General features: G+C 33.5%; 11 protein-coding genes. 8 read left to right on the forward strand and 3 right to left on the reverse strand.

The features are described from left to right. Positions 1-1,984: 1,984 nt before the first annotated feature. The 7 genes from F6K22_RS08310 to F6K22_RS08330 all read left to right on the forward strand — a co-directional run bounded on the left by F6K22_RS08310 (position 1,985) and on the right by F6K22_RS08330 (position 12,274). Positions 1,985-2,539, forward strand: a complete 555-nt coding sequence (locus F6K22_RS08310; RefSeq protein WP_293095711.1) for an RNA 2'-phosphotransferase — start codon at positions 1,985-1,987, stop codon at positions 2,537-2,539. Between the two features lie 960 nt (positions 2,540-3,499). After that, positions 3,500-3,751 carry a hypothetical protein gene (locus tag F6K22_RS41835; RefSeq protein WP_363273106.1) on the forward strand — a complete coding sequence of 84 codons (252 nt, stop codon included), beginning with the start codon at positions 3,500-3,502 and terminating at the stop codon, positions 3,749-3,751. A gap of 41 nt (positions 3,752-3,792) precedes the next feature. Further along, positions 3,793-3,990, forward strand: coding sequence for a hypothetical protein (locus F6K22_RS41840; RefSeq protein ID WP_363273108.1), 198 nt, complete (start codon positions 3,793-3,795; stop codon positions 3,988-3,990). Between the two features lie 135 nt (positions 3,991-4,125). Then, positions 4,126-4,671: an AAA family ATPase gene (locus tag F6K22_RS41845; RefSeq protein ID WP_363273110.1), complete on the forward strand. Its 546-nt coding sequence runs from the start codon at positions 4,126-4,128 to the stop codon at positions 4,669-4,671. Between the two features lie 3,056 nt (positions 4,672-7,727). Continuing rightward, positions 7,728-9,833, forward strand: coding sequence for a PAS domain-containing sensor histidine kinase (locus F6K22_RS08320; RefSeq protein WP_293095714.1), 2,106 nt, complete (start codon positions 7,728-7,730; stop codon positions 9,831-9,833). Between the two features lie 655 nt (positions 9,834-10,488). After that, positions 10,489-11,265 carry a hypothetical protein gene (locus F6K22_RS08325; RefSeq protein ID WP_293095717.1) on the forward strand — a complete coding sequence of 259 codons (777 nt, stop codon included), beginning with the start codon at positions 10,489-10,491 and terminating at the stop codon, positions 11,263-11,265. 250 nt (positions 11,266-11,515) lie between these two features. Continuing rightward, positions 11,516-12,274, forward strand: a complete 759-nt coding sequence (locus tag F6K22_RS08330; protein ID WP_293095720.1) for an HAD family hydrolase — start codon at positions 11,516-11,518, stop codon at positions 12,272-12,274. 337 nt (positions 12,275-12,611) lie between these two features. On the opposite strand, the gene F6K22_RS08335 is transcribed toward F6K22_RS08330, so the two are convergent. After that, a complete protein-coding gene (locus F6K22_RS08335) occupies positions 12,612-12,914 on the reverse strand; it encodes a hypothetical protein (protein WP_293095723.1) in 303 nt (100 codons plus the stop codon). 630 nt (positions 12,915-13,544) lie between these two features. Here F6K22_RS08335 and F6K22_RS08340 point away from each other — a divergent pair. Beyond that, positions 13,545-15,653, forward strand: a complete 2,109-nt coding sequence (locus tag F6K22_RS08340; RefSeq protein ID WP_293095726.1) for a M3 family metallopeptidase — start codon at positions 13,545-13,547, stop codon at positions 15,651-15,653. A 271-nt stretch (positions 15,654-15,924) separates the two neighbouring features. On the opposite strand, the gene F6K22_RS08345 is transcribed toward F6K22_RS08340, so the two are convergent. Continuing rightward, on the reverse strand, positions 15,925-16,803 hold the full coding sequence (locus F6K22_RS08345; RefSeq protein ID WP_293095728.1) for a tRNA-dependent cyclodipeptide synthase: 879 nt from the start codon (positions 16,801-16,803) through the stop codon (positions 15,925-15,927). Positions 16,804-17,136: 333 nt separating this feature from the next. Next, entirely contained in the window at positions 17,137-17,622 is a 486-nt protein-coding gene (locus F6K22_RS08350) for a TerB family tellurite resistance protein (RefSeq protein ID WP_293095731.1), read from the reverse strand. Positions 17,623-17,732 lie beyond the last annotated feature (110 nt).

A 17,732-nucleotide genomic window follows, 5' to 3' on the forward strand; every position in this document is an offset into this window, starting at 1 on the left:
CATCGAGGTGGACGGCTGGGAGACCAGCGGCCACACCAGCGACGAGATCATCTCCCTGCTCAAGGGCAAGCCCGACAGCGACGTGGTGGTGCAGAAGGTGGAGTTATTAAAGGAAGCATTTCGTCCACAGTTAGCAACTACAGTCTAATAGGTTTCTATAGACTTTTAATTGCTAGGCGTTGCTGAGTCAAGGTATGAAAATAAAAACTGAATAATTTCAAGTATTTGTTATTCAATAGTTTAGCAATTGCCAACAAATACAAATCATACCCAAAATTAGCAACGCTAGTTACTAATAATATTTGATTTTCAGCAACCAAGAGAACTTTCTTTCTTTTGGTTGCTAATTTATATTTATAACAATGGGCAATTCAACTATAAGTCATCAGCTTTTTTGTTTTTGTTGATTTTGTTTTAGTTGAAAAACGGCCTCATTTATACTAATTTGATAAAATATTGCAGAGGGTGACGGAAGAGGAAAACATGGATATATTCCACTCAAACTAGGAAATATAAATATATTAAAAAGAGAACAAAAAGACTTGATTTTGACAATTTATGCAAACCATATACTTTTTCAATATAGGGATAAATAATAGATTAGTATTTCATTAATGGATAATGGATAATTAGGGCTTGCGAATTCAATCTAAAAGTATTGACAGATAAAGGAAAGTGCTTTTTTAGGTCTTGAAAAAGTACAAGGATTTCGTCCTAAAAAGCTAAAAAAGTTAGGATTTTGGGTTGACACGAGGCAGAAAAATCAAGGGATAATTTTTCTTCCTCCCTCCTCTAAATTCCTCGTGACTCCTGACTCCTACCATCACCCATAAGACTTTTTCAGCAAACCCTAATTACCTCAAGGAAAACCGTAAGGGAATATGGATAAGGAAATATCCTAGGATTTTTTCCCTTATGGGGGGAGGCTTTTAAGCAAGGTATTTAATTAAGTAGAGAGTGGTAAATATTGTAGTTTATGTATCAAATTGTCAACTGGTTCATAAGTAAGCTATATCAATGCTTTTAAGGCTTTTATAACTAAATATCCAACACCTTTTTTTTACCTTGCTCTACTTAATAATTATTAATTATTAATTATTCGGTAACGAGTTTGTTTGAATTTTATTATTCCAATTGGAAAAAAGTTTGCTAGATATCGGGAATAGTCGAGTAGGGAGTTGTAATTAGTAATTATCAGGTTTTACTCATTCTAAGTTCTGTCATTCTTAAAAAGAGGTAATTATTAATTATTAATTATTGAATATCAATATATTTCAACAGCAGAAACCAGACTTTCCCAGTCTTATTTAATTTCTGTTCATTAGAGTCTACATTCCGCAATTCAAAAGTCAGGAGGAAATGCCAGTTCTCAATCGTCGAAATCAATTAAGTATTTATATTTAATTTATTAGCTGATAATTTTACTTTTACCAAGGCTAATCAAAGATGATTTACAAAGTAAATAATACTTAGATAAGGTTTTTTGAATAATTAGTTATTAAAATTATTTCTTTGTAGTTGCACTTTAGCATAAATATTTCTAAGAGCGCTAAAGCGCAACAATGAGCAAGAGATGAAATTATATCATTTTTATAACAGTAATAGTGACTGTTAGAACATGCTCAAATTCTCTTGTTTTAGTCACAGTAATAATTTAATTTCTACCTTTGGACTTTTGATTTTTTAGTTTTCCTATACCTATCCTTGACAGTTCTTATATTTATATTGTAACATAAAAGTAGTATATGTCTGAAGCTTGACATCTATATTTAATGCTCCAGAAAAAATCAACCATATCAAAATTAAATTGCTTAGTTAAACAAATAACAATTAATACTATGTCCGGATAAGAGCGTAATAAAAACACTTCTTTCTCCTAATACATTCTTTTCTCCTGTCTCCTGACTCCTCCCAAATTATTTATAACTGTTCATCCGGACATGATATAAGTAATATTTTTTGTGAAAAAATAATAAATAATATTATGAACAATTCTCACATAGTAAAAGTTAGTAAGTATTTGAGTTTCGTGTTGAGACACCAACCCGAGAAAATAGGTATTAAACTCGATCCTCATGGTTGGGTTGCTATAGAAGAACTATTGAAAGCAGCTAAAAATCATAAATTTCCTATCTGGGAAACAGAACTTTATACAGTTGTAGAAAAGAACGATAAAAAACGATTTTCTGTAGACCCTAGTGGTACTCTAATTCGTGCTAACTACGGACACAGTGTAAAAGTAGATTTGCAATTAGAACCACAAATACCTCCAGGTATACTTTATCATGGTACAGTAATTCATGTAATTGACTCAATTAAAAAAACTGGTTTACAGAAAATGTCAAGAAATCATGTTCATTTATCAAATGATATTACTATAGCTAGAAATGTCGCAAAAAGAAGAAATGGAAAATCTATAGTATTAGTGATAGATGCGATGGCAATGTCTGAAGATGGTTATAATTTTTACCTTTCTCACAATAATGTTTGGTTAGTTGATGAAGTTCCAACTAAGTATTTACAAATTCCATCTACTTGAAGGTGAAATAAAAAAGAAGGCTATTCTCGTTTAAGTAGAATTAAAAATTAACTAGATGAAGCAAAAGGGAAAATTTTATTTTAATTTGATTATTTTTCAGTGTTTGAAAATATCACAGCTAAAATAATTTTCAAAGACTTTAAAAAATTTAATGATTTGTCACAACAGTATTTTAGATGAAGGGAGAAACTAAACGCAAAAATTAATTTTAATTTGAGTAATTATATGGAATTTTCAACAAATAAAAAGATAGTCATCATTTATAGCCGCTAATATTTCAGAAATATATGGAAGGATATCTTTAGGCGATCATCAATGCTTTTTAAAAGTTGCTCAAGATTCAGTTAATGAATTAGAAACTTTAGAGCAAAGTTTCTGGTAATTGCTATTATACTAGCTGCAAAAAATGTTGCTATATTAACTTTTTTTATACCAAATCAAAAAAAGGCTGTTACATTCATTATTTGTGATTTATTTCTAAAGTTTAATACTTTATGGTTTGGATTCATTGTCAAAATTAAACTTTTTTTCCTCAATGTTTTGTTTATTTATCTTTCCTGGTTCCGGCGTTCCCTATCTCCTTTTACTTGTTATGTCACGCTCTGCAATATTTTATGAAAATTGTATTAGTAGGTAGGGGAGACATGAATTTTGCCATACAAGAAAATTAAAGGTAGAAGGTTTTCCCTCTTCTCTATTCCCTACTCCCTTTTTTACTGTAACGATATTTTTTTTATTTTGTTTTATAAAAAAACTATAATATTTTATAATTTTCACCTCTTGCGTTTAGTACGAATGCCGGTATTTTGCCATTAATTTATCACAATTCCTCTATAAAGAGCAAAAAAAATAAGGTAATAAAAGTAATCAGCCATCAGCGATAAAGTTAATTGGAAATGTTACAGGTGATAAATATTATCTTAAAAGAAAATTTGTGTATATATAGAACTTCAACAAACTATGGGAACAGGATACTTCGACAGTAAGCAAAATAATCCTCAAAATAAAGGATTACTAGGAGCAGGTTGGCGACCACTTTACCGAGAATTTGATTGGGAATATCTATGGCATTTATTATCTAATGATCCTTGGGAAGTCAGCAAAAAAACTCTTGATATAGCTAGTGACATTGCAGATGCTTTAGGTCGTCATGAATTTGCTTGGTGGGCAAACATATTAAACATTTTTTCGGAAAATACAGGGATTATATAACTCCTCAACCTCCAACTCCAGATTATCGTTATCAAGATTTATTGAGCATAGAAACTCCTGTGAAACGAACTATTACAAGAGAAAGTATTCCTATTGAATATGCTCTGAATAGACTTCAAGAAATTACTATTTTTAAAATTCTTGATTTATTGGGTAAACCTAACATAATTACCCAATCATTTATGGAAAGAAATTTTTATTATCCGATAGAAAGATTTATCAGTTGGGAACGTCTATAAACTTTAGGTACAGTATATAGTTATTGGTCAAAATATTGCTGTTGGTTACAAGTAGAAACTTATGATAAAGGCAGACGTTACTACAGTTTAATTTCTCAAAATATAGCACCACTTGTGAGAAAATCGACCTACAATATGGCAGTTATGGTAAGTGGTTATCAATGTCGTATAGGGCAAGTTCAAAGTCAATTTCCTATTAATACATTTCCTCAAGATATTCAAAACTTTACTGAGACAGTACAGCAAGAAATTTTTGTACAAAATCAACTAGCTATATTAATAAGTGGAGAACCAGGAACAGGTAAAACAGCTTGGACTCAAGCAGTAGCAAAAGAGATTTTAGTTCCTTTAGGATATGTAATTTTTATCTTAGATCATGATGCAGTAGAAAATTTTGTACCACCAACGTATTTAGAACAGATTTGTCTGATTATTAATGAGGCAGATAATTTAGCTCAAGACCGCTCTTTGGAAGTAGCACAAACTAATAGTAAAACGGAACATATTCTCAGTTTGTTAGATGGTACTTTATATCAAAGCGTAGTAGATGAATCTGGAATTAATCATCAGCATAAATTAGTTGTTTTAATGACCTGTAATACTAAAGAAAGATTAGATCCAGCAGTTTTACGCAAAGGTAGAGTAGATTTAATGTATGAATTTACTTACTGCTTTGTCTAGGGGTTGGTTTGGGCGATAAAATATTAATTTAGATCCTAATTTATAGAATAAAATCAGTTACAATTCGGAAGTTTTGTTATTGAATTTTCAGTTATCAAACTCAACCTACTAGTCTGTAAATTTTGATTTTGAGTATTATAGCGTTTCTCAAATTAGTGAGATACAGTTGTTTTCTACTGCTACGGAACAAGAATTACTACTCCCTACTCCCTACTCCCCATCCCCTTTCCCCAGTTAAGTGTTCCCAGTTAAGTGTTCCCTAAAACCAAAGAATTTTGTACCTCACGCTTTTTGGGAATTGCTATATACCAATTACCAAGCACCAATGCTATACTTAGGTAACACTTCAATTATTAAGTAATTAACACAGGTTAAATAATCTTTTTGATAATTAGGGCTGGCTGAATAATCATCAAAGCATTGAAATATAAAGGTAAGTGCCTTTTTTAATCTAAAAAAGTACCAGCTTTTCGCACTTATAAAGCTCATCCATGGAGCGCATTTTCGGCAGACAACAGCAGAAAAACCAAGGGAAAATTCTGACTTCTACCTCCTCTATAATTCCCGTTGCTCCTAACTCCTACCCTTACCAAAAGACTTTTTTCCGCAAACCTTAATTATTAGCCAGGGGCGTGTTAATTGTTCTTATGTTTACTACTCCCCCACTCCCCTACTCCCCAGCTCAAGAAAATGTAGAAAAGCTTTTGAGAAATTGTATTAGTAATACTAAGGGCGAAAAAAGAATTTTACCGAAAAATTCAGGTATAAAGCCTCTCCATTCATGGATAAAAAGCGGTCGAGGGATGGCGAGGTTTCCTCGCCATATCCAATCGACCAAGAGAAGAAAAAAATCCTTTTAGCCAATCCTCTTCATTTATAAGAATAGGTAATTATTAATTATTAATTATTGAAGAATAAGCTTGAGTGTTTAAATAAGTTGATTTTAATATCTATTTGACTAAAAATAGAGGAGAGCTATAAAAAACTTTAGATTCTATTCCTCCTGACTCGGACCTGGTCCTCGGTCTTCCTAAAGAATAACCTAACTATAGCAATCAGGAATCAGTTCTGAGAATTGAGATGTTCCTTAAAAGTATAAATATAGTAGTTATCATATTCATATATGTTCGTTTTTTTCTTCTTCTCAGTTAAGTGTTCCCAATTAATTGTTCCCTAAAAGTCTCCAATATCTCACAACTTAAATCATATTGCTATATTTGTAGCAAAAATTTATCTCGCCTGGTATAAATTCCAGAATTGTTAACCAATAATTAATACCAAGCGTGAAAAAAGAATGTTATGAATAATAAGGGCAATAAAAAGACTTGACAGGAGATGTTTCTTGGACGAATTCGATAATTTATGAAGTCATAAATAGCATTAAAGCTATTCATTCTGACTCCTGACTCCTGACTCCTAAAAAATTTCCTAGCTACTTTTAGCAAACATTTATCAAATTAGTATAATAGAGTTGTTGGGAAATAAAAACTGAAACTTCTCAAAAGCTTACTATAGCAATCCTATTTTATTTGTGTATAAAAATCTTACCGCTTTGAGGATACACTCAACTGGGAATACTTAACTGGTGGGAATTTTAGTTTTTTTATCTACTTTTTGATTTTTGACAACCTATTTAGGATTGCTATATATAGCCTTTTAGTTATTTAAGCTCCAAAAACAGTATACCCTTAAACAGATAAGGGTTTTAGCAACTTTTTGAGCTTAATTCCCAACAAGTCTAATAATTAAGCTTTAAACTCTTTCCTTTTCAGGATAAATCAAGAAAATTGTTTTTTTATACCAGTTTAAAAAAATACTCTTAACCGAAAAATATAGGTATAAAACCTTTCCATTCATGGAGAAAAAAAATCTTTGAACCTAATTATTTTCTTTATAAGAATAGGTAATTATTAATTATTAATTATTGAAATGAAGTTTTTGTGATTAGTTAGATGAAATCCGGTAGTATCGGTATAAATAAAGTATATTATTCCAGGTTTGTCTTATACCAATCCCCAAAAGTAACGCTATACTTGGGTAACACTTCAGTGATTAATTAATTAACACAGGCATAATTACCTTTTTTCTGATTTTAGCTAAGTTAATGTTAATTATTCATATGTTTACTTCTTCCCTACTCCCTCGATCAACAAAATGTAGAAAAGTTTTGGAGAAATGTTATTAGATGCCCTACCATACTGAAATTTGTATCCCATAAACCAGGTTTTTGATAACACTCCGAAGCAAGCGGATTTGATATTAGAGGAAACCTTGGTTTGGCAAGACGATAAAATTAAAGAGCGATGGTTTTTCCCACTCCCTATTGCCTATTGCCTATTGCCTACTCCCTGTAAATATCTATCCATGAATGTGGTCTTAGTCAATCCTCTTATTTTTAAGAATAGGTAATTGTTAATTTGTAATCATTGAAAAATATGTATTTTCACTGTTGAAATACCTACAAATTCATAGTACATTGGAGATAGTGAGGCACAGTTTAATACTAATCTTTTTTCCCTATTCCCTAAATGCCTAAAACTTTTTACCTCATTAACTCCAAAACTGTCGTAATCTTCACAGACCAAGAATAAATTTATCTCACTGAAAATTTACTGAAAATCAAATAAACATTAAGAAAATTCAGCACTATAGTTTGAATGAAGTTAAAATAATTAGACCAATTAGTATGGAGAAAAAAACGTAGTCATTAATACCATTTATCATCCATTAATGCTTTATTAAAAAACTAATTATACTTGAGATATTTTTTCTGAACCACCTAACACCTAAGACCTACCACCTTTCATGATTATTTTCCTGATTCTTATTTCTTTAGGCAGCATAACTAAATTCTTCATCCGAAATATCTCTAGTACAAGAATTAATCCAACATAAAAGTTTTACTATTGGCATTTATAGACAAGTTAGTGTTAGAAATGTGATAGTCGAGGGAATTGCAATTATTTTTGAACCCCCCTTAATTTATTTGCCACGACGAGATTATGCACCACCTAATAGCACAAATACTAAATCAGACTAGGGAGGAAATCCTAAAAATGAAACAAAGACCAATAAACACAACCACCTATGATGATTCAACTCCTCCCCTAAGTCATCAATATCCAGAAAAACATGGAACTTACAATCAACTTTGCCAATTCATCAAACATATACCTGCTGCTATGGCAATGTTAGACCAGGAAATGTTTTATTTAGCGGCTTCTGGTATCTGGTTACAATATTGGCAACTAGAGTCTAGTGAAATTATTGGGAATCTGCATTACCAGGTATTCCCTAATCTCCCAGCATCTTGGCAGGGACAAGCTGAAAAATGTCTAGTAGGAACCATTAGCCAATTTGAGTTAGAACATACAATTACTGCTCCTAATGGCTCAATACTATTGGTAAAATGGAAAGTCAAACCTTGGCATACAGATGAAGGTATTATTGGTGGTCTAATTATATCTACAGAAGAAATAACTCGAGAGAAAAAAATTCAGCAACAATTAGAATTAACTAAGTTAGCAACTGACAATGCTGCTGATGCTATTTTCTGGATAAGTGTTAATGGACAACTATACTATGTAAATAAACAGACTTGTAATTTGCTGGGATATTCTGAATCTGAATTACTTCAGCTAACAATTTATGATATTGACTTAGAATTATCTAGAGAAGTTTTGCCAACTTATTGGCAACAAGTTAAAAATCAAAAATCTCTGAGGTTTGAATCGAATTATTGTACTAAAGCAGGTCGTATTTTTCCTGTAGAAGTCAATGCAAATTATTTAGAATTTCATGGTCATGAATATCAATGTGCCATTGTGCGTGACATTTCTGCGCAAAAGAAAATTAATCTAGATTTACGAGAAGCGAAGGAACAATTCCAAGCTGTTTTAAATGCGGTACCAGGATTAGTTTCATGGATCAGTCCAGATTTACGATATCTAGGAGTTAATAAACATTTAGCTAATGCCTACAATTTACCTATTGAAACTTTTATTAATAAAGAAGTAGGATTTTTACAGACTAGCCCAGAATTTAACGATTTTGTTTATGACTTTTTTGCTCAAGCAGATTTGACGAATGTTAGAGAAGTAAAAGCAAATGTTAGAGGAAACATTAGGACTTATTTAATAGTTGCTCAAAAATATTATCGGGATAAAGCATCATTACCAGCCGCAGTTTTTGTTGGTTTAGACATTACAGAACGTTTGGCAATGGAAGCTTCACTACGCCATAATCAGAAAAAATTTCGCCAACAAGCCGATCAATTAGAGCAAACTTTACAGAAACTAAACTCGGCTACTACTCAATTAATTCAAAAGCATAAAACTTCTATCTTGGGGCAAGTTGTGGCAGGTGTTACCCATGAAGTTAATAACCCTGTTAATTTTATTTCTGGTAATATTGGTTTAGCCATAAATTATGTTCAAGATTTGTTGTACTTGATAGATATTTATCAGCAACATTATCCTCATCCTACACCAGAAATTGAGTCAGAAATTGAAGATATAGAACTAGATTTTATTAAAGAAGATTTGCCAAAATTATTAGGCTCAATGATGATAGGGGCAGAACGAATTAGAGATGTAGTTAGATCGCTACGACAGTTTTCTGGATTAGAAGTAGAATCTATAAAAACAGTAGATATTCATAAAGGATTAGACAGTACACTTTTAATTTTGCAAAATCAGTTTCAAGGAAAAGGGAATTGCCCTGATATTAATGTGGTTAAAAAGTATGGAAGTTTGCCTCATGTCGAATGTTATCCTGGAGAGTTAAATCAAGTGTTTATGCACATTTTTACTAATGCTATTGATGCACTGGAGGAAAAACACCGAAATTTAAGTACAAAAAAAATCAATCCTCAACCGTTTGAACCAGAAATTTTAATTACTACAGAAGTTAAAGATGATTATATCGCGATTGCTATTGCTGATAATGGAATAGGCATGGTTGAAGAAGTATATAGCCGGATATTTGAACCTTTATTTACTACGAAAACCTCAGAAAATAGTATGGGTTTAGGTTTGTCAATTTCCCAAGAATTAATTGTTGATAAACATCAGGGTAAGTTGTCTTGTAAGTCTATGATTGGCGAATTTACAGTGTTTGTAATTGAAATTCCCATTAAGCTTTCTCATTCTGGTCGGCAATGAAAAAAAATGTATTTATCAGGATTTTAGTAGAATCAGAATTGATCGCTATATACTAGGTTTAAATAGTTAGATAAAAACATTATTGGGAATAATTTAAGATAAATTATTGACTATAGCTAAGACAAAATTAACTGTTAAAAATCCTACTCCTAGGAGTAGAAGAAAAAACAATGTTACAGTAAAAATAGACTTAATTTGTTTCATAGGATAAACCTGATTTTTTCGGAGATGATAGGTTCAAAAATTAATAATTAATAATTAATAATTAACAATTACCTCTCCTTGAAAACGGATAGGATTGACTAATCATGAAAATTTTTTCTGATCAAGGGGAGATTGGATATGGCGCACTTCGGAGCGGCTCTGCTTTCTTCGGGAGACCTCGCCATCCCATCCTAGGTCATGCTCCGCATTCCTGTCGGCGACAGCCGAAACGACCGCTTGTTTCTCCACGGCGAGTGAGAGGCTTTAAACCTTAATTATTCGGTAATTTTCAACCATAATTCGAGAAAATTGTAGGTTATAGGTTTTAGGTTAATGGTTCAATCCGGGAAATGTCAATGGTATAATATTACTCGTATCAATAAAGAATTGTAGATAGTGCCGATACTTATAGAATGAAACAGAAAATGCTTGTGAGCAAATGTGACTAAATATGGAACGGAATCGAGATTCATTGCCAAGGAGAGCTGTGAAGCAAACTTTTGATAAAAAGCATTGGCTCAATTTGGCGGAGTATGCTTGTATAATTGGTTCAGCATTGGGTGCTTTTGGAGTAGTAGCTTCGGGACAAGCATTTTACGCAGTAGCACCTATGACATTGGCCTTATCTCTGAATGTGGCTAATAGATACCGATTTGAACAGCAGATGCTATTATCTCAAAAGTCTGAGATAGGAGAAATTCAAAGCTCAGTAGAAAAGCTAGAAAAAAATGCTGTAAAGGTAATAGTTAAACTTCGTCAACAGCTTTCTACAGAAATTGAATCAGTTCGTGAAAAATTCTCTACTGAATCAATACAAGTTCTGGACTCAGAGATACAACAGCAACTAACTGCACTAGAACACTCAGCTTCTTCTGTGCAAAAAAGTTTAGCATCTGTAGATAAAAAAGCTCTGACTACAAATGATTGGGAAATAGTAAATGGCCGTATTTTGGTAATTGAGGAAGCGATCGCTAATCTGCAAAGGGATATGGAAGTATTGGCCAAGGAACCTCAAGCAGATATATCCCAGCTTCAGGCCAAAATTGACGATTTGGAAATACAAAATACACAGGTGGTAAAACCTCACTTGAAACGTCTGATTACACTTGTGAGACAATTACAACATACAAATTATTCTAGCCAATCATCTCATCAGTCTATAATTTCAAAACAACCCATTAGAGAACATACTGCAGAGTCAGTAAAGCAATCTGAAGGTAGGTTTTAAGTAATAATTAATAATTAATAATTAATAATTAATAATTACCTCTTCTTATAAAGAAGAGGATTGAGCTAAAGGAAATTTTTTTTCTCCATGAATGGAGAGGCTTTATACCTGAATTTTTCGGTAAACTATACCATAAAATTAGGTCAATATTCTCCTTTTCAAAGGCGATAAAAAAAAGAAAATTTCAGTATTTCAAGCTTTCTTATTCCAGGAGGTATTGATAACTGATAACTGATAACTGATAACTGAAATGACTGAAGCATTTACCCTAATATTTGATGTTGATGGCACTTTAGCAAATACAGAACGAGATGGCCATAGAGTAGCTTTTAATCAAGCTTTTGCTGAAGCTGGGTTAGACTGGGAATGGTCAGTTTCCTTGTATGGAGAATTACTGCATATCGCTGGTGGGAAAGAACGGATTAATTTTTATATTAGTCAGTATCAACCAAAATTTTCATCATCAATTCCACTGCCAGAATTAATTTCTAATCTACACGCAAGTAAAACAAATTATTACCAAAAATTATTAGGAACAGGTGCTATACCATTACGCTCAGGAGTGAAAAGATTATTAACAGAAGCACGAACTAATAAAATGCGGTTGGCGATCGCTACTACTAGCGCCTTACCAAATGTGACGGCATTATTAGAGCATACCTTGGGAAAAGAAAGTATTTCTTGGTTTGAAATAATTGCTGCAGGAGATATAGTTCCGGCAAAAAAACCTGCTCCAGATATTTATTATTATGTGTTAGAAAAAATGAATATTCACAGCAATAATTGTATAGTATTTGAAGATTCACATCATGGTTTACAAGCAGCCTTACAAGTAGGATTAAAAACAATTGTGACGGTTAATGATTATACTGTTAATCAAGATTTTACTGGCGCAACTCTAGTATTAAATCATTTAGGAGAACCAGAAAAACCATTTACTACTCTAAGTGGGGATACTAAAGGTAGAACTTATTGCGATCTAAAATTAATAAACTCTCTCCAAGATTAGACTTCTTGCAGAAGTCAGGGAATAGGGAATAGGTATGGAGGGAATAGGGGGGATAAAATTGTCGATTAGACTTCTTGAATTGGTTTAATTAAAAATTTTGCAAGAGGTTTATTAAAAAAGGGAGTGGAGTCATTTCAGTTAGCCTCCTGTCGGAGGAACTGCGTTAACAGTTAGCCTCCTGTCGGAGGAACTGCGCAATTCAGTTATCAGTACCTCTGACTGAAGCATTCGGATTGAAATATTGAATCGAATATTTTTTTCATTAAATGTTTTCTACAAATAGTTTTGTTCCTGCTTATAAGTATTGATTCAGCAGTACCAAAAGACCTCTTTCTATTCATAAATTATTTCTCCTAATTAGGGCTTGCTGATTAAATCTAAAACCATCGACAGATAAAGGTTTTAGGCTTTTTTTCGCTCCAGGGGGTCTGGCTTTTTCAGCTTGAGCAAGCAGAAAGTTAGGGTTTTGAGGAGAATAATTGCAGAAAAACTGAGGGATAAAATATTCGACTAACTCCTCTAAATTCCCAATTTCTCCTGTCTCCAGTCTCCTGTGTCCTCCCCTAAGCCATAAGACTTTTTCAGCAAACCCTAATAAGAGAGTATTTGTTAACAAAATATGAATCTTTAATCTCACCATTTTGTTCTTCTTTCTTTATTCCTTTTTCCTGATTTATGCTTCTTTTTTCAATTTTGTTTATGGCTCTATTTCCTATCCCCGATTCAGATATTTCCAACAATTATTGCTTGAGAAAATTGTCGGATTGAATTGGTATTATACCAAGAGCGATCGATGTTTGTTACAAATATTAGAAGTAAGGAAGACCGAAGTTGTAAGAGCAAACTAGGAATAAATATTGAATAAAAAAAGGGAAAATGATAGAGATAGCTCGATCAAATGAATTGGATAAGTTCTTTATTAAGTATCTCAGATCGAGATGCACCTTTTTTTCAGCAATTAACAATGAACAATTAATAATTAATAATTACCCCTTCTTAAAACGGATAGGATTGAGTCAAAGGAAAATTTTTGATTTTTACCCTATCCAAGGGGAGGCTTCAAGGCGTGAATTGTTGAATGAATAATTACTGACTATTAACTCTTAATTATTAATTATTTGGTAACATTCTTTTTTCATGGCTGGTATTATTCACAACTCCAGAGGCAAAAAATTCAGCTATTTTAGAGATAAAATTTGATTTATGTTCTAGTTACGCTACAATATTGAAATAGAAAATAAAATGATGAGGAGATCAAGATAACCCGCGTATGAACGCTAATACGACAGTTACAAAAAAAACATTACTAATTGGTAAGGGATTACCCCCTTTTGAATCTATCAAAACAGAAGATGTAGTACCTGCAATGACAGAACTACTGACAGAATTAGAACAAGAACTAATTAACTTAGAAGGAACAGTTAAACCAACTTGGAATGACTTAGTAGAACCTCTACAAAAATTAGAAGACCGTTTAACTTGGAGTTGGGGAATAGTAGGACATTTAATGGGAGTTAAAAATAGTCCTGAACTACGAAAAGCTTATAATGAAGTACAACCCAAAGTAGTAGAATTTTCTAATAAACTAAATCAAAGTCAACCTCTTTATCAAGCTTTTAAAAATTTAAGCAATAGCGATAGTTGGAAAAACTTAGATTCAGGACAAAAACGCATAGTTGAAGCTGCCATCAGAAATGCAGAACTTTCAGGAGTAGGTTTAGAAGGAGAAAAACGAGAACGCTTCAATGCCATTCAACTAGAACTAGCAGAACTTTCAACCAAATTTTCTAATAACGTTATTGATGCCACCAAAGCTTTTAGCCTCACATTAACTAAAAAAGAGGAAGTAGACGGTTTACCACCCAGTTTATTAAGTCTAGCAGCTCAAGCCGCCAGAGACGATGGAGCCGAAAATGCTACACCAGAAAACGGACCCTGGCGCATCACCCTCGACTATCCTAGTTTTGTACCCTTCATGCAGCACAGCAAACAACGGGAGTTGCGAGAAAAACTTTATAAAGCCTTTATCAGTCGTGCTGACAGTGGAGACTTAAACAACTATCCTTTAATTGAACGGATTCTGGAGCTACGTCAACAAAAAACAGAAATTCTTGGCTTTAATAGTTATGCAGAATTGAGTCTCGCTAGTAAAATGGCACCCGGTGTGGAAGCAGTAGAAAAGTTATTGGAAGAATTACGCAGTGTTAGTTATGATGCTGCCGTCAAAGACTTAGAAGACCTTAAAGCTTATGCTGCTAGAAAAAATGCTCCAGAAGCAAATGACTTCAAACATTGGGATACCAGTTTTTGGTCAGAAAGACTACGGGAAGAAAAATTTTCCTTCACTGCAGAAGAGTTGCGACCATATTTCCCCCTGCCACAAGTTCTAGATGGGTTATTTAGCTTGGTCAAGCGGATATTTGGCATTAATATTACTGCTGCAGACGGGGAAGCACCAGTATGGCATGAAGATGTACGTTATTTCCAAGTTAATAATGAAAATAACACACCCATTGCTTACTTTTACCTTGACGCTTATAGTCGCCCAGCAGAAAAACGAGGTGGAGCTTGGATGGATGAGTGTATTACTCGTGCTAAAATTGTAGAGAATGGTAAAAGTAATTTGCGTTTACCTGTAGCTTATTTACAATGTAATCAAACACCTCCTGTAGATGGTAAACCTAGTTTGATGACTTTTAGGGAGGTAGAAACTCTTTTCCATGAATTTGGGCATGGTTTACAACATATGCTGACAACAGTTGACTATGCAGGTGCAGCAGGTATTAATAATATAGAGTGGGATGCGGTGGAGTTGCCTAGTCAGTTTATGGAAAATTGGTGTTATGACCGCTCCACTTTATTCGGAATGGCGAAACACTACGAAACAGGGGAAACTTTGCCAGAACATTATTATCAGAAACTTTTGGCTGCCAGAAATTATATGAGCGGTAGTGGGATGTTGCGTCAGTTGCACTTTGCTCTAGTAGATATTGAACTCCATGACCGTTATCAACCAGGTGGGTCAGAAACAGTAGTTGATGTGCGTAAGCGTGTTGCTCAAACTACTACTGTTTTACAACCATTGCCAGAAGATTCATTTTTATGTGCGTTTGGGCATATTTTTGCTGGTGGTTATGCTGCTGGTTATTATAGTTATAAGTGGGCGGAAGTATTGAGTGCTGATGCTTTTGCAGCTTTTGAAGAAGCTGGTCTGGAAAATGAACAGGCGATCGCTACTTGTGGTAAGCAGTTTAGAGATACGGTTTTAGCATTGGGTGGTAGTTTGCATCCGATGGAAGTGTTTAAAACTTTCCGAGGTCGGGAACCTAATACTGAACCTTTGTTAAGACATAGTGGTCTAGTAATGAATAATGGATAATGGATAATTACAGCAGTTTTCACTTGGATAGACCACAGTAGAGGCGATTCGCGAATCGCCTCTACTGGGTTTTGGTTATGACAGTGTGGTTCATAAATCTGAAAAACGCTGTAGGGTTTGCTGATTAAATCTCAAAGTATTGACATATAGAAGCCATTTGGTATTTCTAGAAATGAGGGAGGTAGAGACCTTGCATGCAAGGTCCCTACTCTGTATAGAGTATGCAATATTGTCATTGCGAGTAGGAAAATAAGCGATCGCTAATTTATTCTCATTTTTCATCCTCACTTTTAGCATTCCGCTTTTTGAGGCGCAGACTTATCCAGATCATTTGCTTGAGAGCTTGAGGTACTTCTGGATGTAATCCCTCTGATATTTCTTCAAAGGTTTTGATTGACCCTGGATAAAGGAAAACTAGCCATCCTTCTTTGGCAAGACAGCTAAATAAAGCTGATTCCTCAAGCAAGTACGTTGTTGCCAGATGCTTTTGCTTAAGCTCCTGTATATCCTCCACTTCTACCTGTTTGACTCGGTTAAGATAGCTTTGAGCAAAGGAATTTACCATACTTTGAAAAGATTCATTTTTTTGATAAAGACTTTGAAGTTCGTCATAATAAATATTAAAGTCAGATCGCTTTGCAATCTCTGAAAGCATCTTGAACTCAAATTGACAGCCTTCAGAATATTCCTGAAATGAAAGATAGTTTTCATTAACAAACTTCTGTGCGGTATGAATTGCTTTTAACCAAGCTTCATCCTCTTTTATCCCTTCTCTCACCTGAATTGTTAGTCTATGTACACTATCACCAACCAATACTAGACAATTCTTAAAATTATAGCTAATCCATTTAATGCAAGCTTCTACTCGCTTAGTATAAAAATTTTTGCTTCCTAAACTAATTGGAAAAACACATTTATCATACTCAGACAGTGAGCCACGAATACTATGAGGAAATGTTTTTGCCAAACTTACTTTAAATGCCAAACTTGTTTCTTTATTGAAATTAGCACTACCTTTTGTTAGTTGTTCCTGTATCTTGATGTTTATCTCTTTGCTGATTTGAGATTGGAGCAACTTCAAACGTTCTAGAGAAAGCTGACTCCACTCAAAATTTTCAATTATCTTTTCTTCGTCTATATAACTACTCATAATTATTGGATATTTTTGAGGACAAGAAAATTTTGATATATTTAGTCATAAACCAAGTAGATCAAAATCCTCTGTAAAAAAGGGCGTTGGTGATGAATACCTATGATTTTTCTGACATTAAACATCTCCAAAAATCAAAAATGAAATCAATTCAAGATATGAAATAAACAATTTCAGTCCCTCCATACCTATTCCCTATTCCCTGACTTCTGCAAGAATTCTATTGTAGAAACCGGGTTTGTCTTAGGTGTCTTATCCTATGACGCCTCTCTCCAACAAACCCGGTTTCTTGTAACACCAGAGCAATTATTTCATAGCTTGATTCACAAATGCCTAAACATTAGTTTCAAATAAGGCAAGTCGCAGTCGCTCACTTGCATCTTCCATTTCAGCTAATGATTCAATACTAACAACCATAGTACGCTCAATTCCCAAAATTTCTGCTGCTTTAGCCACTGCCGCTTTTTCTTTTTCTTGGTAAGTACCATCAGCTCGACTCATTTTTATAGCTTGGTACAACATAACTCGGCGAAAATTCATAGGAAAATCGTACTTGATACCACTCAATAACTCTTCTATGTTTGCATTTTTCCAATCGAATTTACGGAGCGTTTCAATGTATTCTTGAGTATCTACTGTTAATAGTTCCTGCTCGTCAACAAACCATTGAAATTCTTTTTCTGCTAATTCGCCATCTGCGCCAGCGATCGCCATTAGTGCACCACCGTATTTCACTGCCACATCAAAATCAACTGGTGCAGTAATGTTATACTTATATTCAGCATATTTCGTTGTCTGGAGACTTTTTCCACTACTCATATTGCACTCCTGTAATTTTTTGCTTTAACTTACTCTAAGATATTGATTCATTGTGTCAACCATCTAATAAAACTTTAGAAAATTTTTACAATTCAATACTTAATTATGAA

The sequence above is a fragment of the Okeania sp. SIO2F4 genome, assembly GCF_010672385.1.
Taxonomy (GTDB): Bacteria; Cyanobacteriota; Cyanobacteriia; order Cyanobacteriales; family Microcoleaceae; genus Trichodesmium.